General features: G+C 36.9%; 18 protein-coding genes and 1 CRISPR repeat array. Of the genes, 4 read left to right on the forward strand and 14 right to left on the reverse strand.

Annotated features, from left to right (window positions below):
• Positions 1 to 224: 224 nt before the first annotated feature.
• The 5 genes from BUC06_RS24095 to cas9 form a co-directional block, all read right to left on the reverse strand.
• Positions 225 to 386, reverse strand: coding sequence for a GIY-YIG nuclease family protein (locus BUC06_RS24095; protein ID WP_228423658.1), 162 nt, complete (start codon positions 384 to 386; stop codon positions 225 to 227).
• 139 nt (positions 387 to 525) lie between these two features.
• A complete protein-coding gene (locus BUC06_RS08445; protein WP_073332448.1) occupies positions 526 to 1203 on the reverse strand; it encodes a YceI family protein in 678 nt (225 codons plus the stop codon).
• Positions 1204 to 1508: 305 nt separating this feature from the next.
• Positions 1509 to 5483: direct repeats of the CRISPR family, unit length 47 nt; unit sequence GTTGTGAATTGCTTTCAAAAATTATTATCTTCGTGATTAGTCACAGC.
• 57 nt (positions 5484 to 5540) lie between these two features.
• A complete protein-coding gene (gene cas2, locus BUC06_RS08450) occupies positions 5541 to 5879 on the reverse strand; it encodes a CRISPR-associated endonuclease Cas2 (RefSeq protein ID WP_073332451.1) in 339 nt (112 codons plus the stop codon).
• Positions 5876 to 6769: a type II CRISPR-associated endonuclease Cas1 gene (gene cas1 / locus BUC06_RS08455; protein ID WP_073332453.1), complete on the reverse strand. Its 894-nt coding sequence runs from the start codon at positions 6767 to 6769 to the stop codon at positions 5876 to 5878. The genes cas2 and cas1 overlap by 4 nt, the downstream gene beginning before the upstream one ends.
• Before the next feature lie 8 nt (positions 6770 to 6777).
• Positions 6778 to 11112 carry a type II CRISPR RNA-guided endonuclease Cas9 gene (gene cas9 / locus BUC06_RS08460; protein ID WP_228423660.1) on the reverse strand — a complete coding sequence of 1445 codons (4335 nt, stop codon included), beginning with the start codon at positions 11110 to 11112 and terminating at the stop codon, positions 6778 to 6780.
• Positions 11113 to 11329: 217 nt separating this feature from the next.
• Here cas9 and BUC06_RS08465 point away from each other — a divergent pair, with 217 nt between their 5' ends.
• From BUC06_RS08465 to BUC06_RS08475, 3 genes are all read left to right on the forward strand, one after another.
• Positions 11330 to 13453: a Tex family protein gene (locus BUC06_RS08465; RefSeq protein ID WP_073332456.1), complete on the forward strand. Its 2124-nt coding sequence runs from the start codon at positions 11330 to 11332 to the stop codon at positions 13451 to 13453.
• A 50-nt stretch (positions 13454 to 13503) separates the two neighbouring features.
• On the forward strand, positions 13504 to 14139 hold the full coding sequence (locus BUC06_RS08470; protein ID WP_073332459.1) for an HAD family hydrolase: 636 nt from the start codon (positions 13504 to 13506) through the stop codon (positions 14137 to 14139).
• Between the two features lie 65 nt (positions 14140 to 14204).
• Positions 14205 to 14837 (forward strand): RDD family protein, encoded by a 633-nt coding sequence (locus tag BUC06_RS08475; RefSeq protein ID WP_073332461.1) that lies wholly within the window; start codon positions 14205 to 14207, stop codon positions 14835 to 14837.
• A gap of 95 nt (positions 14838 to 14932) precedes the next feature.
• Here BUC06_RS08475 and BUC06_RS08480 read toward each other — a convergent pair whose 3' ends face one another.
• The 9 genes from BUC06_RS08480 to BUC06_RS08520 form a co-directional block, all read right to left on the reverse strand.
• Entirely contained in the window at positions 14933 to 16504 is a 1572-nt protein-coding gene (locus tag BUC06_RS08480) for a M20/M25/M40 family metallo-hydrolase (RefSeq protein WP_073332464.1), read from the reverse strand.
• Positions 16505 to 16731: 227 nt separating this feature from the next.
• Positions 16732 to 16908: a histone H1 gene (locus BUC06_RS08485; protein ID WP_073332466.1), complete on the reverse strand. Its 177-nt coding sequence runs from the start codon at positions 16906 to 16908 to the stop codon at positions 16732 to 16734.
• A gap of 151 nt (positions 16909 to 17059) precedes the next feature.
• A complete protein-coding gene (locus BUC06_RS08490) occupies positions 17060 to 17932 on the reverse strand; it encodes a hypothetical protein (RefSeq protein ID WP_073332469.1) in 873 nt (290 codons plus the stop codon).
• Positions 17933 to 17973: 41 nt separating this feature from the next.
• Positions 17974 to 19323 (reverse strand): DUF3526 domain-containing protein, encoded by a 1350-nt coding sequence (locus BUC06_RS08495; RefSeq protein ID WP_073332471.1) that lies wholly within the window; start codon positions 19321 to 19323, stop codon positions 17974 to 17976.
• A gap of 2 nt (positions 19324 to 19325) precedes the next feature.
• Complete coding sequence (locus BUC06_RS08500; protein ID WP_073332474.1) at positions 19326 to 20774, reverse strand: DUF3526 domain-containing protein; 1449 nt, start codon at positions 20772 to 20774, stop codon at positions 19326 to 19328.
• Positions 20775 to 20785: 11 nt separating this feature from the next.
• The gene (locus BUC06_RS08505) at positions 20786 to 23269 is read right to left on the reverse strand and encodes a TonB-dependent receptor (RefSeq protein ID WP_073332741.1); all 2484 of its coding nucleotides are present in this window, start codon (positions 23267 to 23269) and stop codon (positions 20786 to 20788) included.
• 10 nt (positions 23270 to 23279) lie between these two features.
• Positions 23280 to 23981: an ABC transporter ATP-binding protein gene (locus BUC06_RS08510; protein WP_073332477.1), complete on the reverse strand. Its 702-nt coding sequence runs from the start codon at positions 23979 to 23981 to the stop codon at positions 23280 to 23282.
• Between the two features lie 62 nt (positions 23982 to 24043).
• Positions 24044 to 24406 carry a hypothetical protein gene (locus tag BUC06_RS08515; RefSeq protein WP_073332479.1) on the reverse strand — a complete coding sequence of 121 codons (363 nt, stop codon included), beginning with the start codon at positions 24404 to 24406 and terminating at the stop codon, positions 24044 to 24046.
• A gap of 112 nt (positions 24407 to 24518) precedes the next feature.
• Complete coding sequence (locus BUC06_RS08520; RefSeq protein WP_073332482.1) at positions 24519 to 25934, reverse strand: aminotransferase-like domain-containing protein; 1416 nt, start codon at positions 25932 to 25934, stop codon at positions 24519 to 24521.
• Positions 25935 to 26054: 120 nt separating this feature from the next.
• Between BUC06_RS08520 and BUC06_RS08525 the strand changes: the two genes are divergently transcribed.
• Positions 26055 to 26591, forward strand: coding sequence for a hypothetical protein (locus BUC06_RS08525; protein WP_073332485.1), 537 nt, complete (start codon positions 26055 to 26057; stop codon positions 26589 to 26591).
• Positions 26592 to 26777: the final 186 nt, after the last annotated feature.

Genomic DNA, 26777 nt, shown 5'->3' on the forward strand with positions numbered 1-26777 from the left:
TTCTAACGTTATTTTCAAAAAGTGACCGAGATCAACCTCTATTGTCCAACTTATTATTGACATAAAATCAATCTCCAACTAGATTTCAAAAGGTGGCTGAGGTACTCGAAGCTACCTTATCCTTCAGAAAACAAATCTCTATATGCCACGGCCAGTTGAGGCAATAGTTGAATATCCCCTCTGATCTTCTTTGTGCTTACGACCCTGTTTATCTCTGTAGAAAGCTAAATCAATGCGTTCATATTCTTCAAAATAGATAAGTCTTTCGGAAACCTTTTTTTCGTATGATTAGCCCCCTCACCTGAATGGTGCTGAATAATTCTACGTTCAAGATCATTGGTACTTCCTGTATAATAGCTTCCATCTGCGTATAATAAGATATACATCCAACCTATAATTTCCTCTTTCGTATTTATGTTTTTATAAATATAAAAATATTTATTATTCTCACAGTTTCTAGTACCCAATATCCACAAAAAAAGCTGCTTTCATAAGAAAACAGCTCTCTGTATTTGTATCTAACAATTATTTTTTAGCTTTAACGTCAACAGCGATCTCTATATCCTTGCTGATCATCCATTCTGCAGGATCTGTTTCAGAGGTACCAAACTTGATTCCCCAATCTGCTCTGTTTACTGTAAATTTAGCCTGAACTGCAGCTGAAGTATCTGTTACATCCACTTTAGCAGGGAAAGTGACATTGATTGTTTTTCCTGACAATGTTAGGTTTCCACTTACTGTTTTATTAGCTCCTGCAACAGCATCCTTTGGTGCGTCTTTCAAATCTGTAACACTAGTAATTTTGAAATCCGAAGTAGGATTCTTTGCGGTATCAAAAAAGTCAGGAGTTTTCAAATGAGCTTCCAAATCTGCCGGTTTTTTATCTTTTTCAGTTACTGAAGCCGGATCTACTTTGATAGAATTCATATCGATCACAAAGTTTCCTGCTGAAAGCTGACCGCCTTCAACGCTTAGATCTCCTGATTTTACGTTAAGTGTTCCCCAACGAGGAGCCATTCCACCTTTGTGAAAAGCTTTCCAGTTTACTACAGAAGCAGCAACATCAACTGGCAATACTTCACCCTTACTCTCAGCTACTGTCTGCTCCGTAGCGGTAGATGCAGTTCCTGCTGATTTGTCTTTATTACAAGATGCTGCAAGCAATCCTACTCCTACTAATGCAATTACACTAAGTTTTTTCATATTATTTATTGTTTTAAAAAATTTAATTAAAATACTAAATTTCAGGATTCAAAAATATAAAAACCTACCCACTTATCACCTTACCATACATCAAGAAATAGAATTTTTAATATTTCGTGCCCATCACAAAAATATGAAATCCTGCGAAAAAGGAGATTCTAAGGTACTTAAAACCACATAAAATTGGCTATTTTAGCTGTTTGGATCTATCATAACTCTATGGATAACCATATAAATTTAGGCGCAGAGTAAGAGGGAGATTTATTTTACACAGCAGATTGCTGACGAAGTAAACGACAAAATCGGTTGTGAATTGCTTTCAAAAATTATTATCTTCGTGATTAGTCACAGCCTATATTCATACTGACTACCGAGATAACGCGTTGTGAATTGCTTTCAAAAATTATTATCTTCGTGATTAGTCACAGCACAGAGACCCTGAGCTAAAGGACATGTTAAGTTGTGAATTGCTTTCAAAAATTATTATCTTCGTGATTAGTCACAGCCTTTTTCGTGACAGTTAGGGTATTGCGATCGTTGTGAATTGCTTTCAAAAATTATTATCTTCGTGATTAGTCACAGCTGCGATGCTATCATACTGCCTGACACCCTTGTTGTGAATTGCTTTCAAAAATTATTATCTTCGTGATTAGTCACAGCAATTAGTTTACATGGGAATGAATCAGACTTGTTGTGAATTGCTTTCAAAAATTATTATCTTCGTGATTAGTCACAGCGAAGGGGAAAATGAAGGCCCTTCACCAGCTGTTGTGAATTGCTTTCAAAAATTATTATCTTCGTGATTAGTCACAGCATTAGAAAGATCATAGCTTCGTAAGTCCTTGTTGTGAATTGCTTTCAAAAATTATTATCTTCGTGATTAGTCACAGCTTACCAGAAAAACAGCTATTTACATTTGCTGTTGTGAATTGCTTTCAAAAATTATTATCTTCGTGATTAGTCACAGCGTGATCTGGGAACGCGTGTGAATGACATTGGTTGTGAATTGCTTTCAAAAATTATTATCTTCGTGATTAGTCACAGCATCCTCCTTCGTCAGAATGAAAGCAGTTTTGTTGTGAATTGCTTTCAAAAATTATTATCTTCGTGATTAGTCACAGCGTCAAGATAGTACATCGTTTCACGTTGACGGTTGTGAATTGCTTTCAAAAATTATTATCTTCGTGATTAGTCACAGCCAAGGCGTTCGGCGAAGGTGCACTGGAATTGTTGTGAATTGCTTTCAAAAATTATTATCTTCGTGATTAGTCACAGCGGAAGTTATTATCGAAGGGCATCTTTTTCAGTTGTGAATTGCTTTCAAAAATTATTATCTTCGTGATTAGTCACAGCTATATGATGGTGCCTTTAGGCTGACTTTACGTTGTGAATTGCTTTCAAAAATTATTATCTTCGTGATTAGTCACAGCGGAAGATGACAACAGAATATGTATTTGTATGTTGTGAATTGCTTTCAAAAATTATTATCTTCGTGATTAGTCACAGCTATTATAGCACACATCAATTTTATATGTCAGTTGTGAATTGCTTTCAAAAATTATTATCTTCGTGATTAGTCACAGCGAAAGCGAAGATGAACTATTTGCGTTTTCAGTTGTGAATTGCTTTCAAAAATTATTATCTTCGTGATTAGTCACAGCCTTCTTCGATGTGGTGCCTCATAAATGTTAGTTGTGAATTGCTTTCAAAAATTATTATCTTCGTGATTAGTCACAGCTGAATGCTGTTACTCCAAACTTTGGTGCAGGTTGTGAATTGCTTTCAAAAATTATTATCTTCGTGATTAGTCACAGCTTCCAGAGATTTTTTTAACTCTTTTATACTGTTGTGAATTGCTTTCAAAAATTATTATCTTCGTGATTAGTCACAGCACTATGACTCTGGTTTATGGCATCACGCTGGTTGTGAATTGCTTTCAAAAATTATTATCTTCGTGATTAGTCACAGCGGAAGATGACAACAGAATATGTATTTGTATGTTGTGAATTGCTTTCAAAAATTATTATCTTCGTGATTAGTCACAGCAAGGTCACTCTTAAGACCTTCTAATTGTTCGTTGTGAATTGCTTTCAAAAATTATTATCTTCGTGATTAGTCACAGCACCTTTTCTCTACATTTGTACTTTGACCAAGTTGTGAATTGCTTTCAAAAATTATTATCTTCGTGATTAGTCACAGCTTATCCAATATGGATGATGATTTATTTGTTGTTGTGAATTGCTTTCAAAAATTATTATCTTCGTGATTAGTCACAGCGTGTATTCCAGTATACAAACAATCAACCGAGTTGTGAATTGCTTTCAAAAATTATTATCTTCGTGATTAGTCACAGCCGGTAAAACCATAAAAGATGGTAGAGGTTTGTTGTGAATTGCTTTCAAAAATTATTATCTTCGTGATTAGTCACAGCCGGGAGGCTTTTTTAATACCCTTCAATTCTGGTTGTGAATTGCTTTCAAAAATTATTATCTTCGTGATTAGTCACAGCTCCAAAGTGGGGATTATAATCCTTTCCGAAGTTGTGAATTGCTTTCAAAAATTATTATCTTCGTGATTAGTCACAGCATTTGAAAATGAGTTAAGAATATACGTTCCGTTGTGAATTGCTTTCAAAAATTATTATCTTCGTGATTAGTCACAGCAACATGGGTCTTGTCTTTTGTAAGAAAGAAGTTGTGAATTGCTTTCAAAAATTATTATCTTCGTGATTAGTCACAGCCTTCTTACAATCAACTTATGAGTGAGTTAAGTTGTGAATTGCTTTCAAAAATTATTATCTTCGTGATTAGTCACAGCATTCCGATGATATACCAATTGATTTTGAAGGTTGTGAATTGCTTTCAAAAATTATTATCTTCGTGATTAGTCACAGCTCGACTGGATTTTAGAACCCAGAAATTTCAGTTGTGAATTGCTTTCAAAAATTATTATCTTCGTGATTAGTCACAGCTTTTCAATTATTAATACACGTAGAGAATTAGTTGTGAATTGCTTTCAAAAATTATTATCTTCGTGATTAGTCACAGCTCAATGAAACATCGGCTTGATACTGATCATGTTGTGAATTGCTTTCAAAAATTATTATCTTCGTGATTAGTCACAGCTTCCAGGAGTAACTCCTGATTTCGTTAAGTGTTGTGAATTGCTTTCAAAAATTATTATCTTCGTGATTAGTCACAGCGTTAGGGTTTCGGAGTACAATAATCTTGTCGTTGTGAATTGCTTTCAAAAATTATTATCTTCGTGATTAGTCACAGCCCCTCAATTAAGAAGGCTTTTTTTGTAATAGTTGTGAATTGCTTTCAAAAATTATTATCTTCGTGATTAGTCACAGCCGGTGTTCTGTGCAAGCATTATCACACATGGTTGTGAATTGCTTTCAAAAATTATTATCTTCGTGATTAGTCACAGCTAAAAAAGATTATATCTTTACACCGTAATAGTTGTGAATTGCTTTCAAAAATTATTATCTTCGTGATTAGTCACAGCGGTTGTGAGTCTCATTTTTAGCAACCATACGTTGTGAATTGCTTTCAAAAATTATTATCTTCGTGATTAGTCACAGCGGTGTTTGGATTAAACCAATTGATTCAGATGTTGTGAATTGCTTTCAAAAATTATTATCTTCGTGATTAGTCACAGCTTTTTTATAATCAGCGTTTTCTTTGATGGTGTTGTGAATTGCTTTCAAAAATTATTATCTTCGTGATTAGTCACAGCCTTCTCTGGTATTTGAAGCAAATAGAAAAAGTTGTGAATTGCTTTCAAAAATTATTATCTTCGTGATTAGTCACAGCATTAGAACTGACAAGAAAAATAGAAAAGCTGTTGTGAATTGCTTTCAAAAATTATTATCTTCGTGATTAGTCACAGCATGAAGTCAAGTATTCTGAGTGGAATGTTTGTTGTGAATTGCTTTCAAAAATTATTATCTTCGTGATTAGTCACAGCGAAAGACTGGAAAGCAGCAGTTCGCACATGGTTGTGAATTGCTTTCAAAAATTATTATCTTCGTGATTAGTCACAGCCATCCAGTTACCGAACCCAAGTAAACACATGTTGTGAATTGCTTTCAAAAATTATTATCTTCGTGATTAGTCACAGCCATCAGTTGGATATTCAATCATTATCGAAGGTTGTGAATTGCTTTCAAAAATTATTATCTTCGTGATTAGTCACAGCACACCGGAAACACACCCGAAAGGGCTTTATGTTGTGAATTGCTTTCAAAAATTATTATCTTCGTGATTAGTCACAGCCTCAAAAAACAATCTACTGAAAATCAGTAGATTGTTTTTGTTTTTAGGATTTAAAATTTAGAATAATTCAAGCTGTTGGAAGGTTGGAGGTGGCTCTTCTTTATTTCTGGCAAAGAAAATTTCAATATCGCCAAATTGCTTATCCGTAATACACATAATGGCCACTTTTCCTGCTTTTGGCAACATGAATTTTAGTCTTTTAATATGAACCTCAGCATTTTCACGACTTGGACAATGGCGGACATACATCGAAAACTGAAACAATGTAAATCCATCATCGATTAAAGCCTTCCGAAAGCGATTCGCATCCTTCATGTTAGCTTTAGTCTCGGTCGGTAAATCATATAATACTAAAACCCACATAATTCGGTAAGCATTAAACCTTTCGGCATTCATATCAGTTCAGGATAAGAAATAAGACGTTTTTCTCCGGTATAGCATTTATAAAGCGAAGTGACCGTTGTTTTTATAGCGACCAATAATGGTCTTATTTTGTCATCAATCTTCACATCTTTCGTTGCTATTTGAAGAATATGCGCTTTAAATTCTTTATTTAATTCTTCTGTTTCAGGATTTGTTTGCAGCCATTGCATGACTAATAGATCAACAAATGGGCGATAAGGTTCCATCAGATCATCAGCGAGGCAGTAAGGATTATATTTACTTTTATGAAAAATTCCGAGAACGGGTAGTAAACCTGTTTCAACTATTGCTCTTGCTACAATACTTCTCAAAACGGAATATCCAAAATTGAAAAACTGATTGGGTGAATCTCCGAAACGTTCCCTTAAAAAATCCAGACTAATAAGATATTTCCAGTAATGCTGCGCTGCAATTCCTTCCATATTGGTAATATCACCGGACTTTACATTATTTTGATACCCAATCATTGGTTCGTGATAGTTTCCTAATTTCACTAAAACATTTTTCTGATTTTCAATCTTACATTCTATGGTTTGCTTCCAGAGTTGTTTTTTCAAAGGTTCACTTGCCTCCAGCTGATCTTTTACCCTATCAGAATGTTCTGTATGACCATAAAGTGGCAACATCATTCCATGGGGCAAATGATGATGATCACAACTTATTACCACCACATTATTTCCCATCATTTTTTGAATTAAATTGTGTGAAATTGTTATTTGAAAATGATCCAACATCAGCAAGCCCAAATCTTCCACAGGAACACTCCCCTTTTCTGTCTTGGTTTCAGGACAAAGGATCTTCATCTGCTCGTCTTTGAGTTTCAGATATGCAGGATTGCCGATATAGATGGAGCGAGTGATCATAATATATTTTACTGATTCAAGATATTACCTAAACGATCAATTTTTACTTTAATAAAAATATCTTTTATAGATCTTTTATTGTAAGAAGCTGTTTTAGAATCGAATGAACCTGAAGCTTTTTGTTTCTTTTCGTTCCAAGCCATATCCATTTCTTTAGGATAAATATTTTTAGCAAATGAATTTTGGCTGAAATAAATTGTGTATCCTGAAAAGTCATTTACATTATAAATCCTCTCTAATTGCGACTTATTTAACTTGCTGAAATCAATGAGATTTGGTGATCCCAACTCGTCTTCTGTTGGAATATAAACTAAATCTAAAGGAGATAAGTTTTGATATAAAGAAACTCCATGTTCATTAGTTTCAGGAACTGCTTGTAAGCCTTGCCTTAATCTTTCAATAACAATATCTAAACGAATACTTTCAAATTTCTTTTTTCCATTCTCATCTTTATATATTGCAAAAAATAAATTTGGAGAACCTTGTACATATTTATCAATTTTATTTCCCGTTTGTCCTAAAGCAAATCGTCCCTTTCCTTTTTCATATAGTCGAACTTTGATAATTGGCTGATGTGATTTACCATCATTATACTTTTCAATATTTTTATTCAAGTCTTCAATTCCTTCTGGTGAAAAAGCCAATTCAGGATTATCATCTCTTGCCTCAAGATAATTTCTGAGGATTTTATGAATTCCAGTATCCGTAATCTTTTTGATTTTTTCCAAATTGAAGCTTGTATCCAAAGATTTTCTTGTGGCAGTAATAAATTCTCCATTGCTCTTTTCTACCCAAGGTAAATCAATTTTACCCGAAACGGTTTCTTCGTGTAATGATTTTCTTATCGCCCAATTCGTTCCCGTCTGTTCTACTCTTTCTTTGGTTTTCACACCATCTTTTTCTACATATTTTTCATAATAATTAGTCGCTTTATTGATAACACGAAGATTCTGTTTAAAGCTTACAATAATTTTATCTAAACTACTTTTTGCTTCAACTGTGAAATTATCCCAAGGTTTTAAAAATTGTTTCGGAACTTCTCGTTCTATTCTTTCTCCGGTTTGCGGATGATTGTAAACAACCTTTTCAAACTTCATCAGTTTCTTTTTCAAATCGTAGCGTTTGGTATCAGATTTTGCTGACTGATTGTTCAACAGATTCACATGCTCTTTCGTCGCACAAGCAATAACCAAAGCATCCAAAGCGTGATGGCGATGGTCTATCCTTTTCTTTGAAAATCCTTTGGAAAATTCAATTGGAACGGTTGGTAAAAATTTCTGATGATTCTCATTCCAAGCAGTAAAATCTGTTGAATTGGTCAATTGATTCATTCTTTCAAAACGTGGCAAAATCAATTCATTCCAAACATCATTTAAACCCCAATCTTGTTTTAATTGAGTGGTAATCTTTCCATTTCCTGGAACGATATTTTTTGAATTCACACCTTCATCCGAACCATCTTCTACCCTCACAATATTGGATAAAACGCCAGAAATATACTTGCTGATATGACGTGTATCGTTCATTTGGCGTTCAATCATTTTTTCAGGAATTTCTTCTAAAAGGAGTTTGTTTTTTTTGCCTCGATTATTGGCGTAATGTTTTTTGACGAAATCTTCATATTCTTCTGCTTCAAAAACCTTCACACTTTTTCCAAAACCACACTCAACAATAGTTCCTCCAAATTGTTTTATAAACCCAAGTCCTATATAATTATCTTTCAATTTATTAACTGCCGATTCGCAAATGATTTTATTGCTAAAACTGTCATCAAAATATCGACTTTGCGGAATGATATGTTCAATTTCATATTCTGGCGTGAACAATTTATTTAAAGGAATAATTTGTCCTGTATAAGGCGATTTATACTTTTGCTCCAGCCAGAGTTTGTATCTTTTTAAATCAGATGACGAAGGTTGGGCTGTTTTGGTGATTTTCAAAATATCATCCTCAATTTCTATATCCGATTTTAAAATTCCATCTTCATAAATTTTCAAAATCTCCTGTTGCATCGGAGAATACGGGCGAACATTTTCCACTGAATTGTCATTCATCATTTCAGCCAAAAGAGCTTTGATACGAAGATTCGTATTTTCATTTTCCGTAACCATATTGGTAATTTGCTTGCGGTCTTCGGCTGTATTTTTCATTTCACGCCCGAGTTCAATATGAATTTCATTGAAGAAATCTTTAGCACCATTTCCGTATTTCAGCCAAATATCTTTAACCACACGAAGTGTTTCTGTAATCACCTGTTCCACAATCGGGTTACGAAGCGAATGTTGTTTGAATTCTTTTAAAAATTCTTCCAAATCATCTGCTGAATTCCATTTTCCAATCATCGATGCTTCAGAGTGCCTGCCGTAAACAATGTATTGAGCCAGCCACAATTGCAAACCTTGAAAATGGCTTTCAGTAGTAAGATTAATGGCTTTTTCTCTTACTTTATCTTTGATATTTTCGTCAAATTCTCCGGTGATAATTTTCTGAATTCTATCTTTTGAATAATCATTGATATTTTCGTAATTCCAAAATTTTCCCAATCGCATCAACGGCAACAATTTTTTAATCGCTTTCTCTGAAAAAGAACCAAATTCACTTTTAAACGGTGGGAACTTTTTGAAAGCTTCGAAGAAAGAACTTTCATCCAGATTATTTTTTCCTGCAAAAGACTTTAAAGCTTTTTCATATTCAATTTTATCATTTACAGAATAGATGATGTGCCAAATCTTCTGCTCAATTTCTCTCGTCAGGAAATCATCAGAAATATTTTCGACTTTATCTAACCTTGAAGAAATCATCGTTTTGGTCTCATTACAGGGATATTTTTTGGCTTCTACAAAATTCCAGCGATGCGTTTTTTCATTTAGCTTAAAATGTTTCAGCAAAGCTTTTTGTTCAACTTCCTTTCGGTTATTCAAGAACTCAAACAAACTTTCAAAATCTTCTGTCGAATTTAAAAAATCATTTGTAATATTGGAGTCATCGTCTCTTTTATAAATATTTAAATTAAAAATCCATTGCCAGATGCGAAATTCCTGATAATACGGATTCGATTTCGGAATCGCTTTTAAAAACTGAGTGTGCTCTACTCCATTTTCATCTTTGTACTTTCTAAACTCCAAAGTACAGTTTGAGATAGATGATTTCTGACTTCTCAAAGGTCTTTGATAGAAAATTAGATCTTCCATTAGAAGATGTACAAATTCTTTTTTGCTTAAAGTCAGTTGATGCGCTTCATTATTCCTATACAATTCACGAACGCAATCATTATACAAATCATCATTTTTTAGCTCCTGATGAAATTCTTTCTGCTTTTCTAAGATTTGTTTGAGCTCATCTTTATAAAATTTTCTTTCAATCGTCCGGACCAATTTTCCTTTGATTTTTTGTTTCGGATTTTGAAAAAGCGTTTCATAAATATAGGTTCCGACAGTTTTGTGAGATTTATCGATTTCCTGTTCGGTTTTTTTCTTTACAAGTGTCCAATCCGTTTCAGCGGGAGCTCTAAAACTTCTTTTTTCATTTCCGTCTTTATCGGTTTTAATGCTTCCATCATCATTCAAATCAGTTGTGACAATGAAATCTCTTGTTTTATCTTTCCAATCAAACAAAGGCATTTTACTCGAACGTCTGTAAATCCAACCATTTTCCAAAACCAAAGAATACCAAATATCAGATTTCCCTTTTTGAGGTTCATCTGCCAAAACATCTACAATTTTTAAAGAATAAAACTCAACCAATTTATTCGAATTTTCTTCTTCTTCCTCGCCACGCGATTGATAATACCCACGTTTTTGATTAAAATTTAAAAGAATCCAAGCCAGTTCCTCTTTCTCTATTTTTTTGGAAAGCGCTTTTTTGCGGAGATAATAAATCGTCCAGTCGTAAGGAATTTTCTTATTGTTTTCTAAAAGCTGAGGTTGATGATTTTTAAAATCAATAAGCATTTCTTCAAAAGAATTTTTAAAAATAAATCCTTCCGTATCATAAGCTAATTTCGGTTCGGTTTCTTCTTTGAATTTCCCAAATCTATTATTAAAATCAATTTGCGAAGCATAATTCTTAGGAAGAAAATTCATAATATTTAAAACTCGATGAAGCCTTTCTCTCCTCAAAAGAAACCGTTCACGCAATCTTCTTACGCTTCTATACTTTGTTCTGTCAGCAGTTTTGGAAACTGCTGCTCCTTCAGCAAACTTCCCCATATCTCCTACGTCCATAGGAATAATCCTACTTCCCATCCCAAGAATTTCGCCTTGCTTATTTTCAAAATCTTGTTTAATTAACGCCCAACCAATTGAGTTGGTCCCCAAGTCTAATCCAAGTATATTTTTAATCATCAATATAATTTTTGATACAACATAAAAATAGAAAGAAAAAATTTATTAAAAATGAGGTTTTCCGTAAATCAACTATATAATTTTTCTCTTATATTTGTATCAATAATTTTGAAAAGCAATTCACAATAAGGATTATTCCGTTGTGAAAACATTCAAGGCGGGGCAACTCGCCTTTTTTCATTATAAAGCCTTATTTTAGCCTTCCGAAAACAAAATAATGACGACCGTAACCTTTATACAACAACAGCTCAACATATCCGAAAAGAGCATCAACAATACCCTCCAATTATTAGCAGAAGACTGCACTATTCCTTTTATTTCCCGTTACAGAAAAGATAAGACCGGAAATCTGGATGAAGTTCAGATCGAACAGATCTCCAAAATCAGCAAACAGTTTGAAGAAATTGTAAAGCGAAAGGAAAGCATCCTCAAATCAATTGAAGAGCAGAATGCTTTAACTCCGGAATTGAAACAAAGGATTGAAGAAAGTTTTGATATCCTGGAGCTTGAAGATTTATACCTGCCCTTCAAAAAACGCAGAAAAACGAAAGCAGATACCGCTAAAGAAAAAGGACTGGAACCTTTAGCCAGGATCATTATGAGTCAGAAAAGCAATGATCTGCAGTTTCTGGCCTCCAAATATGTGAACAATGACATTTCTTCAGAGGAGGAGGCACTACAGGGCGCAAGAGATATCATGGCGGAATGGATCAATGAAAATATGTACGTCCGTAAAAATCTTCGCCGACTGTTTCAGCGTAAAGCATTGATCACTTCTAAAGCGGTCAAGGCTAAAAAAGATGAAGAAAATGCACAAAAATTCTCGCAGTATTTTGAATGGGAAGAAAGTTTGAGCAGAACTCCCTCTCACAGGCTTTTGGCCATGCTGAGAGCTGAATCGGAAGGTTTTGTGAAAGTAAATATTGGTATTGATAAAGATGAAGCCGTTGATTTTATAGAGAAAGCCATCATTAAATCCAACAATGAAAGTTCGGAACAGATCGCGCTGGCGATCAAAGACAGCTACAAAAGACTTTTAGAACCCGCCATTTCAAATGAGGCTTTACAGGAAGCCAAAGAAAAAGCGGATAAAAAAGCGATTGAAATATTTTCTGAAAACCTAAGTCAGTTGCTTCTTGCTCCGCCTTTAGGAGAAAAAAGAATTTTAGCCATCGATCCAGGATACAAAAGCGGATGTAAAGTGGTCTGTATTGACGAAAAAGGCGATCTGCTCCACAATGAAACCCTCTACCCTCACGCTCCTCAGAATGAAAGTGGAATGGCAATGAAAAAGATCCGCTCTATGGTGAATGCTTATAATATTGAGGCCATCTCCATAGGAAACGGAACAGCAAGCCGTGAAACGGAATTTTTCATTAAAAAAATAGCTTTTGATAAACCATTGCAGGTTTTTGTAGTTTCGGAAGCTGGAGCATCGGTCTATTCTGCAAGTAAAATCGCAAGAGACGAGTTTCCATCGTATGATGTGACGGTACGGGGTGCCGTTTCTATCGGAAGAAGACTGGCAGATCCGCTTGCAGAGTTGGTAAAAATTGATGCCAAATCCATTGGTGTGGGACAGTATCAGCATGATGTAGATCAAACCCAGTTGAAAAACGAACTTGACTCAACGGTGATGAAGTGTGTGAACTCCGTAGGAATCAATTTAAATACAGCCAGTAAATCATTGTTGAGCTATGTTTCTGGAATCGGAGAAAAAATGGCGGAAAACATCGTTAACTACCGTACTGAAAATGGTGCTTTTGAAGATAGAAAGCAGCTTAAGAAAGTGCCAAGACTGGGTGAAAAGGCTTATCAACAGGCCGCAGCGTTTGTAAGAATTACCAATGCTAAAAATCCTCTGGACAATTCTGCCGTGCATCCGGAAGCTTATGGCATTGTAGAAAAAATGGCTAAAGATTTGGGCATTAAAACCAATGAACTGATTGGCAGTAAGGAAAAAACAGCTTTAGTAAAGCCTGAAAATTATATTACAGAAGAGATCGGAATTTTAGGGATCAAGGATATTTTAAAAGAGCTTGAAAAACCAGGCTTAGACCCCAGAAAAGCGGCCAAAGTATTTGAATTTGATCCTAATGTAAAAAGCATCCGGGATTTGAAACCAGGCATGATCCTTCCCGGAATTGTCAATAACATTACAGCATTCGGATGTTTTGTAGATATGGGAATCAAGGAAAGCGGGCTGGTTCACATTTCTCAACTGAAAGAAGGATTTGTCTCTGATGTGAATGAAGTGGTCAAACTTCATCAGCATGTGCGCGTAAAAGTAACGGAAGTAGATGAGGCAAGAAAAAGAGTGCAGCTAAGTATGATTTTATAAGTTCTGCTTTATAAAGATCTTCAATAATACCAACCAAGTAACAATACATTTTGAGCTATAAAAATTTAATTTTCGATTTAGACGGAACGCTTTGGGATTCCAGAGCTACCATCATTAAAATCTGGAATCAGGTTTTAAATAAATACCAATTGATCGACAAGGATTTGAAGCCTGAAGATATGGACCAATACATGGGATTACTGGCCGATACTATTCTAAAAGCTATCGTTCCCGGTATTTCCAATCAGCAGGTTCACGAAGTTCTTTCCGAAATCATTCAACATGAAAATAAAATCCTGCATCTTGAAGGTGGTATTCTCTATACCGGAGTGGCAGAAACCTTAAAGAATTTAGCAAAAGACCACCAACTTTTTATTGTGAGCAATTGTCAGGACGGCTACATCGAAGCATTTTTAGAATACTATCAGTTCAACGATCTTTTTACAGACATTGAATCCCACGGCCGGACTAAAAAACCGAAGTCAGAGAATATTCATCTGATTATGGAAAGAAATCATTTAAGCATTGAAAACTCAGTTTATATTGGTGATACACAAACCGATTACGATTCTGCAAAAGCAAACAGCCTACCTTTTATTTTCTGCGAATACGGCTTCGGAAAGCTGAGGACAGCTGATTACAAACCTTCTGTTTCAAAGTTTTCTGATCTGGAATTATTTGTTTAAACCTCCATTTTTAAACTTAAGAAAAAGATTCAGGCCATGAAATAAACAGAATCATAAGAGAACCAATGAGAATATCAGAACTTAAGAACAGAAGAATGATCCCCAGGCCAACCCGTCAGTTTGATGAATTCGGATACAGGATTTATAATTCTTTTGAATATGATTTTCCCAATGAGACTACTTATAAAGGCAATGAAAGAAAAAGGCTTTTTGCTAAGCTCATTGACGTCCTACCCTTCTTCCTTATCTTCTTCTTTCTGTTTGGAAAAATAGCGATCATCAGTTTTCTGTATTCCATTCCCTGTGCTATTATTTCGGGGACTCTATGCGAATGGTATTGGGGAACGACTCTAGGAAAGAGTATATTTAAAATAAAAGTGATTGATGATTTTGGAAATGATCCGGGTCTCTGGTTATCTTTAAAAAGAAACTTTTTGTGCCTAGCGAATTTCTGGCCTATCTTTTCAGATTACATCCCGCTGGCAAATGATAATTGGGAAAAAGAATTTACTGAGATGCATTTCAGTATGAATCTGAACAACAAAATCTGCAAAACCTACATTGTTAAAGAAAATAAAAGGCAGGAGATCAAAAATCTTCTTTACCCAAAAAAAAACAAAGGCTGTACAATAATAATCTGTACAGCCTTTTATATTGTAAAGGATGGTGACAAAAACAGTATTACGAGTGCGCCGTAATATCATTATTCAGTCCCAGTCCCAAAATTAATCTTAATCTTAGTCTGAAATCTTACGTCTGGTGTCTGACATCTAATATCTGACGTCTATCCCCTTTATTTATACTCCTTAGAATCTCTCTTCGGCTCCTTAGCTTCCGGCCATTTCACCGTTGCGCCTTTATCGTCCTGAGGCATCACTCTTCTTTCTCTGCTTGTAAATTCAGGATCTTCTGATGCCATATAGGCCAATGCAGCGGTTAAAACCACATTATTTTTTACCTCATCAAAAACGATCTTATCGTAGGTGTCTTTTGTGGTGTGCCATGTATAACCGAAATATCCCCAGTTCAGGGAGCTCAGAGAAAATCCTGGTACCCCTGCTGCCACAAATGAAGCATGGTCAGAGCCACCACCACCCGGCATTCCAGGGAAATCTGTTTTAATCTGATCTCTAACTGTTTTAGGAACTCCGTTGAGCCATTTTCCAATATAGCGGTAAGAATCAACGAATCCCTGCCCGCTGATATTGATCACGCGCCCTGTTCCATTATCCTGATTGAACACGGCCTGTGTTCCTTTCATAATCTGAGGATTGTCTGCTACAAAGCCTCTTGAGCCATTCAGTCCCTGCTCTTCACTTCCCCAAAGTCCTACAACGATGGTTCTCTTGTTGTTTGGATAATATTTCTTCAGGATTCTCATTGCCTCAAGCATCGTAAGCGTACCCGTTCCGTTGTCTGTGGCTCCCTGTGCTCCGTCCCACGAATCAAGGTGGGCGGAAAGAATCACATATTCTTCAGGCTTTTCCTTTCCTTTAATGATTCCGATGGTATTAAAGTTTTTTGCATCGGGAAGAATCCTGGACTGTGCTTCAACTTTAATTTTAGGCTTAGCTCCATTTTCTGCCATTCTGTAAAGCATTCCATAATCCTCAACATCAATGTCGATCATTGGGATTTTTGAGGTTTTGGCCCCAAAAATTCTGTTTGCGCCCATGATTCCCGTCCAGTTTGAAATAGCGATTGCGGCTGCTCCTGCTTTTTCCAATGCTTCAGGAAGCGTATTATTATCATAGCCGATATTTTTCACATAATCGCGGAAGTCCTTGGAAGCCTGTTCTTTTTCTGCTTTCAGTTTTTCGTACAGTTCCGGAGTGGCAAATTCTTTGATCTGCTCATCAGAACGTCCGATTTTCTGGTATTGCGCGATAAGCACTATTTTTCCTTTCGCAGAAGGAAGCCATGCATCAAATTCTGCTTTAGAAGAAACTTTTGGAAGCACTACCACCTCAGCTTCTACTGCTTTTTTCGTCGCCGGACTCCAGGCAAGCTGTGTGGCAGCCAATGATTTTACACGCGGATACGTCATATCTACATGCGTAATGCCACGCTGCCATCCTTTCCATGTTCCGAACTGCTGAAGGTTGGATTCTATTCCCCATGAACGGAGTTTAGCAGCAGACCATTCATTCGCAGCTAACATTTCCGGAGTTCCCACAAGACGAGGTCCGATACCATCCAGAAGCTCATACGCCATATTTTCAAGCTGAGAACTGTTGTTGATTTCATCTACAAAGCTTTTTACAATAGGGTCCAGTTTTTCTTTCGGATCTACCTTCACCTGCGCCCATGAGAACTGGGCAGCCAGCACAACTGCTGGAACAGCAAAAAATCTATTTATCTTCATAACATATATTGAATGCTTAAAGATAAAAGAATTTGTGGGATTGAAGAAGAGAACGGAGCGTTAAAAGGGAAAATCTGGTGATTTGATAATGGAATGTGGTGGCTCCATGAAAAAAACTACAGCAAAACTTAAACTACAGATTTCTGGAAAGGGGAAAATTTCAAAGGGTGATTACTGAAAAAAAGAATATAAAAAAAGCCGGCTCAATGAGCCGGCTGGGGAACGAATTATTTTTTAGCTTCGTCAACTGAAACTTTTCTGAATTCTTTGAACAATTTGCTAAGTTCTAAAGCTGATTTACGAGCTCTTGTACCTGCAGCTTTGTTTCCTTTTTCTGCTTGTTGGTTAGCCTCACTTGCAAACGCTTCGAATTCAGCGTTGATTTTTTCAATTAGTTCTTTCATTATTTTTAAAATTTAGGGTGCAAATATAGGTTTTATGGTAATTCCAGCCTAGCTCCGGCTAAAAAATTTTAGACTAAAATGCTATTTTCTTCTTTTTTTCCTCCACCGTACCGTCATTTTTTATGTTTCTGTTAAAAATTCACATCTTTTATTAGGTCCTGTCGCTCTGTACAAGGATTATATCATCTATTTGTCTTGTACATTTATTCTTATTCCAAAATTCTATGACGGTCATAGATCCCTCATGGCAACGGCAGGCCTTTTGGGGGTCAGAAAATGAAGAAGATTTTAAAACCGAATGTCGCTTTTTATCCAAACGGTAAGATACATTAACACTGTATTGGCTTATCACCTGTTTATAACTTTCATCATTTTCAAAATACTCATATTCTTCAAACAGAATATCGTTTTTATAAACTGAAGAAAGTACCCGATCGTAATTGTGTTCTGTGTATTCGTAGGTATATTCATCAAATTCATTTCCTCTCTGGTGGAAAGAATAAACCAGATCACCGTTTTTATCCCTGAAATAATATCGAACTTCATAGTCCGGATCATTTTCTTTGTCGCTTCTGTAGAAGGAAAGATACTTATTCCTAATATCCGGACTGAACGTATCGGGAGAGAAACTTTCTATCTTTTCCGTACCTCTGTATATCGTATTCAGTCCATCATTAATGAAGTACAGCTTTCTGTTATCTTCTTTTTTCTGTGCGTAATAAAAATTTCCTTCATAGCTTGTTTCAAACTGCACTTTCTCCCCACATTTAAAATCAATGGTATTGGCTTCAAAAAACCGGGGCAACCGGATTCTTTCCAGGTCTTCAAATCTTCCGTATAGGGCCACTGGTTTTTGTATGACCAACGCATCATCAGAATTGGGAAATTTAATCTCAGAAATCAATCTTTCATTATTGATACAGGTGGTTTTTAGTGATCTCAAAACACATTCTACCCCGTAAATATATCGCTGTCCGAAAATAAAAACCGGGAATAAAGCAGTTAACAGTATAATGATTTTCATACCTCCTAAAATACAAAAAAGTATGCTTCAAACGGACAATCTTACAAAGCCGCCTGCTTCCTGAAATTGATGCTTCCCATGAAATAAAACAGCAAACTGAACAGCAATAGAGGCCCCAGCATCGCCAACCAGTTGACTTTACTCTTTTCATTGTAGTATTCCAGCTGAAATTGCTTCCAGTTGATACTTCCCGTAGGTTCGTTTGCGAAGATTTTAGGATAAAAAAGGAGTCGTTTACTTTCATGAAAATGTTCTGCCGCCTTTGTGAACCTCAACTGGTCTGCCAATCCGGAACCCGTAAGATCATTTAACTGAAGCTGTGCATGAAGTCCTGGAACAAAATAAGAAAGCGTCCTGCTCATTTCTTCCCGCTTCCAAAGCTTTGCTTTCAGCTGATCCGACTGAATTTTGGATTCATCGTCTCCCATCTGCTGCATGGCATAATACCAAAGCCAGTTGAAACTTTCTTTCGGAAAACCATAGGATCTGAACTGTGGATAGTGTTTGTAAAATTTTTCTAAAGTCGGCTTTTGATCGGTATCCCATTTTTCATGATACGCTTCTCTCTGCTCAACCGCTGTATCCAACGCTTCCGGGAGCGGATATTGGCTTAAAATAAAATGATTGAGAACAGCCGGAAGGATAACGGTGAGTACAATCCAGAAACACAAAAGTCCTGCAGCGCCTGCTCTTGAGCTTTTATTCCAGGAAACAACCCAAAAGCTTATCGCAAACCATACGATAATATAAAAGAATGAAACCAGAAAAAAACCGGCTAATGCTCTGTTGATACTTAAATTCAGGAGTGGAACAGCCAGAATAATCAGAAACAGCAAAACTCCTGCAATAACTGCAAAACGGATCACAAACTTTTTATACAAAATTCTGAAAGGTGATGGCGACTGTACAGAAAGAAGAATCCATGTACTTTCTTCTTTTTCTTCTGACAACAGATTGTAACAGTAGGAAATAATCACCAGCGGAAAGAGAAAAATGATCACAAAACCGAGATCCAAGCTCCCCAGAAGCAGACTGACCGGATTTTGAAGATCGGTATCATACTTCTGTCCTTCCAGATTTCTTATCGTTAGGTTCTGTATAGAAGGATTTACATCTCTCTGACCTATGGACAGGGCATTCAGATGATCTGTTTCGTTGACTAATCCAAATTTCAGATAGTATAACAAAAGACCAAGGTCTTTTTCTATATATCCTGTATATCGCTGAATATGTTCTCTCTGATATACAGCTGTATGTTCAATAGTGGCTTTTTGCTTATTGATAAACTGTCTTCCCACAAAAATACTGACTAATCCTGATAACAGCAGGAACAGCATTCCCAAATAAGCAGACTGGGAACGAATGAAGTTCTTAAATAATAAAAGGTACATGATTAATTTATTTTTAGTGTTTTAGACATTAAATGAATAATAACAACGAGACCCAATGTCCAGAGAAGCAAAGAAAGTACAGAAGTGATTTCATTCTGAAACAACATCGTCTGACTTATAAATCTGTATCGAAAATCAGGAAGCTCTTTCCAGTGATCTTTGCTGATGGTATAAGGTTTATCATTTGCCTGTTGCTTTTTATTACTTATATTTTCCATCTGCAGTTTGTTCATCAGCTGAGCCAATTGATATCTGTACTCTTCCACCTGCTCCTGGTAGCTGATATAGGAATTAAAATCTGATCCCGTAAGAGCTGCCGAAAGGTCTTTCATTGCCTGAAAAGGATTAACAAAGGCGAGCGAGCGGTTGATGCTGTTTTGTTCTTCGTAAATAACAAGCTGTTTTTGCCAGTGTTTATTATAGATTCCTGAACTTATCTTTTCACCTTCGGCCATGATATAACCGCTGTAGTTAAAGGGCAGTTCTTCCACTGTTTTCACCTGATAAGCCTGTAGAAGAGAGTCTTTTATTCCTTTGTAATACACATCATTCGGATTGTGGCTGTCTCCTGTTTTTACCAGCTCGTTTTCCACTTTGGTGTCAAAATCTATTTTTGACGGAGCCGGATACAGATAGCCCCCGAAGGCCTGTGCCGTTCTCGGAATAATAACAATGAAAAGAAGCCATAAACCGATCAGTTTTATTAAAGAAGATTTTGAAGTTTGGCTTACTGCAGAAACAATCACGCACACACTGCATACAATAAAAAAGTAGATAAAATAAGCGGCAGCGATCCAAAAAAGACGTAAAAATTCATCAATAGTACTCTTAAAACCGGTCAGCGAAAACCACAGGATTGCAGAAAGGATCATGACAGGAATAAAAACCAGACTGACAAGACCAAGCAGTCCCAGTATTTTTCCGGCGAGCAACTCTTTCCATCGTACTCCCTGGCTGATCAGTACTTTCAGAGTATTGTTTTCCCGTTCTGCAGAGATGCAGCTGAATCCCAGGAAAAATATAAACAACGGAATAAGGGTTTGCAGAATCATTGCCATACTCACTTCTCCAAATCTTAGCATTCCGGATGAAAATCCCGCTTCTGAAAAATTAACGGTATTCTGTTTATGCGCTTCCAGAAATACGGAATTTCCCATGTACCGTTCCAAACCATAATCAAAAAAACTCAAAGGGTGTCTTGCCCTGAAGATCAGATAACCGTAATGAGCCATTCTGTGAGGATGTTTATCCGGTTTACTTTCCCATTGATGACGTACATCCACCTGATGTTTAACTCTGATATCTTCCTGCACTTTATAATCCTGTCCTCCGGTGTAAGCGGCAAAGGCAAACAGAATACTCAGGACAGACAGAAGAAAAATAACCGCCTTATTTTGTAATGACTGTTTCCAAAGCTGTATTGAAATCAGACGTATTATATGTACTCTCATATTTATTAGATTTAAAATTTATAGACTGCGGTGAGCATTGCATTTCTGGGAGCCCCGGGAAATAAACGGAGGTAATTTTGTGCACCGAGCCAGTACGTTCTGTTAAAAATATTGTTGACATTAAAAGCTATTCTCACAGGTCCCTGCTTAGGTGTGTAATAAAGAGCAGCATCAAAAAGCGTATATTCAGGAACCAAAAATGAGCGGTTATACATCGGTACTTTATTTCCACTGTACTGAACGCCCACTCCTATCGCTATATCTTCTAGAAAAGAAGATTCTCCAAAGCTGTCAAAGCTGTATTTCTGCCAGATATTGGCGCTGTGAAACGGAGTGTTCTGCTTTCTGGCTCCTATCAGCGCAGGATTGATGTCGTCAACAATTCTTGCATCATTGTATCCGTAAGATGCGAATACCTGCCACTGAGGTAATACATTCCCGATAATGTCCATTTCAAAGCCACGGCTCCGTTCCTGCCCTCTTGTGACGAGACGGTCCGGTTCTGAAGGATCATTGGCATTCAGCAGGATATTCTGCTGACGGATTTCGTAGATGGCAAAATCAATATGAATCTTTTTATTAAAAAAATCAGCTTTCATCCCGATCTCTTTAGACTTACTCTTCAAAGGGTCAAAAGCTCTGCCCTCAGGAATGGCTACCGGAGCCAGTGAAGCGGTATTCGACTGTGGCTGGAACCCTTCTGTGTACGAGGCATAAACATTGATATTTTCATTCACATGATAGGTAAGACCAAGTCTTGGGATCAGTTTGCTGTCTTTTACAACGATCTCATTATTCTCTTTATACCGGGTAATATCCTGAAACCATTCCTGTCTCAGGCTTAGAAATAGATTAAAACGGTTCCAATTGATCTGATCCTGAATATACATTCCATTGGAACGGATCAAAGCAGGGGTCAATGCAGTTTTTGAAAATACATACTCTTCAGGATTTTTAATGCTGTAAACAGGATTAGCCAGATTAAAGTGCTCTACATTGGGTTTCGGCATGGTAATCCCGTTGATTGTTACCATTTGATAGGCATCTGCATTCTGAGGATTATAGGAAGAAGTTGTCTTTCCGTCCTTCAGAAGATATCCTCTTGCGGTGTTTTGCGCTCCACCTTTGTATTTATGGGTACTGATCAAATCATAGCCTGCCAGAATTTTATGTTGAACAGGCCCTGTGTTAAGATTGAATACCAGATACGCATTGAGATTATCCGTATTCCAGAACTGATTCCGCTGTACCATCTGCATTCCTGCAAGGATTGGAATAGGTTTATTCTCTGCATTTACAGCAAAAGCATTGGTTGTTCTGTGCTCCTGAAGATCTTCCTTCCATGTCTGCTTCATATACGATGCATTAATGCTGATCTTATCGGTCATACGGTGGGTAAAATTGGACATAATGATCAGTTCCTTTGATTTAAAATAATCGTTAATTGCTCCTAAATTGAAGCTTACAGGTGTACTTCTCAGATCCGTCATTCCATCTGTCGCTCCGAAAATAGGCTGTCCTCTGTCTATTTTTCCGTTCAGGTCGCTGTAGATCATTTCTACGTTGATAGCGGTCCTGTCATTTGGTATATAGGAAATCGAAGGGGAAATCAAAACACTTTTCTGGGACTGTATATCCCTGAAACTCTGAGCCTGTGCATATCCTGCGTTCAATCGGTATAAAAGAGTTTTCTCCTTATTCAGTGGTCCGGTAAAATCGAGTGAGCTTCTTATAGTACTAAAGCTTCCTACGCTCATACTGACTTCCTTACTAGGTGTTTTCAGCGGTTTCTTCGTCACCAAAACGATGCTTCCTCCGGGATCTACGCTGGAAAGAACAGCGCTGGCCGGACCTTTGATGACTTCTATTTTCTCAAGGTTGGTCGTCATGGGCTGCATAAAATAATACTGTCTCGTACGCATTCCATTGATGATGGTTCCTTCTTCATTCTGCGCAATTCCACGGATACTGAACTGATTATAATAGCTCACAGGGGTTACACTGCTGGCCATTTTCACAGCGTCACTTAATTGAAAAGCCTGCCTGTCGTTGATCAGTTCCTTGCTGACGGTAGAAATCGAAAACGGAATATCTTTGTTCTGAACTCCAATTTTTGTAGCTGAGAATGAATAGTCACTATGGTACTTTTTTGATGTTCTGCCCAAAATTTCCACTTCCTGAATAGTTCCGACTTTATAAAGATGAATGACTAATTTTTTTGTTAAAGACGTACTGTCCGCCTCAATTTGTTCTGTATGGGTTTCGAAAGATTCAGCATTCACTCTGAGCTCATAAATACCGGTTTTAACATCCGGGATACTGAAATTCCCATCCCGGGAAGTGGTTTCATATTTGTTTTCGTTATTTTTAATAGTGATTCTTGCGTTTTTAAGCCTTTGATGATTTTGTCCAACCACTTCTCCTGATAATGTCTGCTGCGCACAAACCTTCACACTGGCAATAGCCAGTGCAGCGGTGATATACAAGTATTTCATTTTTCTGTTGTTAAATGGTTTCCAAATAAATTCTCTGAAGTTCATCTGCTGTAACAGAACTGGCCTGCAGGATATGAACAAGGCTGCCTTCTTTCATAATACCGATACGCGTTCCTACATTCACCGCATTGAAGATATCATGCGTAGCCATCATAATACTCTTCCCTTTGGCTGCAAGATCTTTACAGATCCTTGTAAATTCGGCGGTGGCTTTCGGATCAAGTCCTGAAGTGGGTTCGTCCATTAAGATGAGGTCCGCATTTTTTGCAACAGCAATAGCAATGGCTACTTTCTGACGCATCCCTTTAGAATAGGCAGACAGTTTTTTGTGATGGGCAGCCTTCTGAAGACTTGTATTCTCCAAAAATGCTCCAAGCTCTTCTTTGGAATAGCAAAACCCAGCCATCTGACTGAAAAAATCTAAATTTTCAATTCCTGTAAGATTGGGATACAACTGTACCACTTCCGGAATATAGGCTATATACTTTTTAGTGGTTTCACCATTCATTTCCACCGGAATTCCATTGATAAGGGCCTGACCGGAGGTTGGTTTTAAGAATCCTAAAAATATATTGATTGTGGTTGTCTTACCGGCTCCGTTTTGCCCGAGCAGACAGAAAATTTCTCCTTTTTGTACGGATATATTGAGACCGCTTAGAGCAGTGACATGGTTGTACTGCTTACTAAGCTCAATTGCTTGTAATATTGACATGAAAATGTATTATGTAATTAAATAATTAAAATGGTAAGCCCGCAAAAGCAGGCAAAGGATATTTAAAAATTATCATACACCGGAGGACCTCTGTCCGCTAAAGAAAAAAGAGTGTTAGAAAATAGAAATCCGGGAGAAGAGAAAATTTTTCCCGTAATTTTTGTTAATGAAAATGCAGCAGTATCAATCTTACCGATTCCTCCTTCACCCCATAGTTTGTGGTGGCAGACCGGACATTTTGTATCACATGATGAAAAAGCTTTTTTAAAGATCTTTCCATTCTCTTTTGAATACTGAAGAGAGTTTCCTGCATTCTGACTGTGAAGAAAATGATGGTGAAGATATTCTGCCGGAGAAACAGCAAAAGCATATACAGCAATGAATATTGCCGTTAAAAAGTTTTTAAAATGCTTCGTGATTCTCAATAGATAGATTTACTGATTGAATTTGAATGCTGCGAAATTAAAAAATATTTAATGAACTGACGACTTTACTTAAAACCAATTTCAATCTTCTTCAACGATTGCCGCTATTCAATTATGGGTAAGATTTTGCTTTTAATCCTGCTTTTTCTAATAAAGTAAGGCTTTCCGGTGTGATCCGGTCTGCAAAAACAATCCGAAAATGATGGCTGTACTTATCCGTTAATGAAAATGTATTTCCCGGAGTGAAAAGAATTCTGTTTTTGTCACAATAATCAAAGAATGCCTTCATATCTGTTCTTTCCGGTAGTTTTCCCCAAATACTGTAACCTCCCTGAGGACTTTGAAAACAGGCATCGTCGGGAAAGTAATGACGTAAGGCATCAAGCAGCTCAACGGCTTGTCTGTTCAGTTGTTTTCGGAAAGATCGCAGGTGCCTCTCATAGCTGTTTCCCTGAAGAAGTTTCAGCATCAGCTCCTGATAGATCGGAGAAACAGATCTACCCATAGCAAACCTTGCCTTTTCGGAACGGGAATAAAAACGTCCGGTATTCAGCCAGCCTAAACGGATACCCGGGGCCAGTGTTTTTGAAAACGAAGAATAGGTCATTACCAGGCCGGAATGATCAAAGCTCCTGATACAACTTGGCCTTTTTTCACCAAAATAAAGATCACCATATACTTCATTTTCAATAATCGGGATCTGATAAATGGATGCAACGGCTAACAGTTCTTTTTTAGCGTCATCACTCATAGCAATCCCGGTCGGATTTTGAAAATTTGGCGTTAATATCACCGCCTTTACCTCATTGGAGACACAAACCTTCTTTAAGTATTCTGTATCAAAACCTGTTTCATAGTGTACAGGAATTTCAATTATTTTAAGACCTAGATTGGCCACAGCCTCCAGAATGGAAAAGACACACGGACTTTCAACAGCTACGATGTCACCAGGTTGAGTGACTGCTCCCAAAGCTATGGTGAGAGCCTGCAATGCACCATCTGTAATGATCAGTTCATCGGGATTCATTAAGCACCCATGTGATCCCATCTGTTTGGAAATTTGTTTTCTAAGGTCCTGCAAACCATTGGAAGGATAGTACCTCAACAAGGCAGCTCCCTTTTCACGGATGACTTCCTGCATCGTTCTGAGGATAAGTTTTTGAGGAATTACAAGATCTCCCGGCGCTGCGCTATTGAAAGAACTCACTTCAGAAGGTTTGTTTCTGGCTGAGGTGAGCATAATATTTTTCGCAAATTCAGGATCTCTTACCACAAGAGGCATCTCTACTCTGGTCTGAAAACTATTGTCTTCAGGGGTGTAGGATACAAAATAGCCTGAACTGGGACGGCTTTCTACCAATCCTTTTATCATAAGATGATCAAAACCACTTTGAACTGAACTTGTACTCAAATTATATTGAGTTTTAATCACCCTGACGGAAGGTAACCGCTGCCCCTTGCTCAGAATTCTCTTTCTGATCTGCTCTTCAATAACTGAAGTGAAAATTTCATATTTGTATGATTTCATCTTTAATCGGACAAACTGTACCGTACAAATTTACAAAATAAGTAACTGTACCGATTAAATTAATGGGAACTGTATCTCTTTTGAATGCTATTATCTTCTAATTTTGAATAAAAAAGATTCATGAATATAATTTCAAAATTTACAGTGGGTTCTGAGGAGGGAATTTCTGATCTTATAACGATTATCGATGCTTCAGTGTATGCATTACACCAGGAACTTGTTCCTGAAAAGGACATCAAAAAACATATTGAAGAGGACATTGATCCCAGAAAGATGATCAATGATCTGAATGACCTTTCCAATCAGCTTATCATTACATACTCAGATGATCAACCTGTGGGATACAGCATTCTTAAAAGCGGCGTGAGTCACCCTTCTCTATCTGAAGAGAAAAGAGCTACAGAGATGAGTTTTGTAATCCTGCCGGAATTTAACTCACCGGAAATCAGGGAATCACTCTGGAAAAAAAGCAGATCTGCCGCCAGCTTCACCGATATTATCTGGATCAATATGATGACGAATGATCCCCTTTTAGAGTTTTTAAAAGAGTCAGGATTTTCCGTAGCAGCTGACACTACAGCAGGACCTTTCCATCTTCCATCCCATATTCTGCAATTAGAAATCAGTAAAAAACAGGAAAAGCAACGATTTTACTAAAGCTTAAGGGTACTTCTTTACAGAATAAATTTTAACTTTAAATCAGCTCAAGTGTTCAAAAAATTTTGTGGCTTTTGTGGTGAATGTTTTAATCTCCCGCAGATTTCACGGATAACACAGATCATGAAATATGAAGAAGATTTTTAAACATTTTAGATCACTTTAGTTTAAAGTGTTACAGACCTG

The organism is Chryseobacterium carnipullorum, from assembly GCF_900142785.1.
Lineage (GTDB): Bacteria > Bacteroidota > Bacteroidia > Flavobacteriales > Weeksellaceae > Chryseobacterium > Chryseobacterium carnipullorum.

Coding starts and splice junctions, on each gene's coding strand:
- BUC06_RS24095 (WP_228423658.1), bottom strand. CDS start 386: ATGTATATCTTATTATACGCAGATGGAAGCTATTATACAGGAAGTACC.
- BUC06_RS08445 (WP_073332448.1), bottom strand. CDS start 1,203: ATGAAAAAACTTAGTGTAATTGCATTAGTAGGAGTAGGATTGCTTGCA.
- cas2 (WP_073332451.1), bottom strand. CDS start 5,879: ATGAATGCCGAAAGGTTTAATGCTTACCGAATTATGTGGGTTTTAGTA.
- cas1 (WP_073332453.1), bottom strand. CDS start 6,769: ATGATCACTCGCTCCATCTATATCGGCAATCCTGCATATCTGAAACTC.
- cas9 (WP_228423660.1), bottom strand. CDS start 11,112: ATGATTAAAAATATACTTGGATTAGACTTGGGGACCAACTCAATTGGT.
- BUC06_RS08465 (WP_073332456.1), top strand. CDS start 11,330: ATGACGACCGTAACCTTTATACAACAACAGCTCAACATATCCGAAAAG.
- BUC06_RS08475 (WP_073332461.1), top strand. CDS start 14,205: ATGAGAATATCAGAACTTAAGAACAGAAGAATGATCCCCAGGCCAACC.
- BUC06_RS08480 (WP_073332464.1), bottom strand. CDS start 16,504: ATGAAGATAAATAGATTTTTTGCTGTTCCAGCAGTTGTGCTGGCTGCC.
- BUC06_RS08485 (WP_073332466.1), bottom strand. CDS start 16,908: ATGAAAGAACTAATTGAAAAAATCAACGCTGAATTCGAAGCGTTTGCA.
- BUC06_RS08490 (WP_073332469.1), bottom strand. CDS start 17,932: ATGAAAATCATTATACTGTTAACTGCTTTATTCCCGGTTTTTATTTTC.
- BUC06_RS08495 (WP_073332471.1), bottom strand. CDS start 19,323: ATGTACCTTTTATTATTTAAGAACTTCATTCGTTCCCAGTCTGCTTAT.
- BUC06_RS08500 (WP_073332474.1), bottom strand. CDS start 20,774: ATGAGAGTACATATAATACGTCTGATTTCAATACAGCTTTGGAAACAG.
- BUC06_RS08505 (WP_073332741.1), bottom strand. CDS start 23,269: ATGAAATACTTGTATATCACCGCTGCACTGGCTATTGCCAGTGTGAAG.
- BUC06_RS08510 (WP_073332477.1), bottom strand. CDS start 23,981: ATGTCAATATTACAAGCAATTGAGCTTAGTAAGCAGTACAACCATGTC.
- BUC06_RS08520 (WP_073332482.1), bottom strand. CDS start 25,934: ATGAAATCATACAAATATGAAATTTTCACTTCAGTTATTGAAGAGCAG.
- BUC06_RS08525 (WP_073332485.1), top strand. CDS start 26,055: ATGAATATAATTTCAAAATTTACAGTGGGTTCTGAGGAGGGAATTTCT.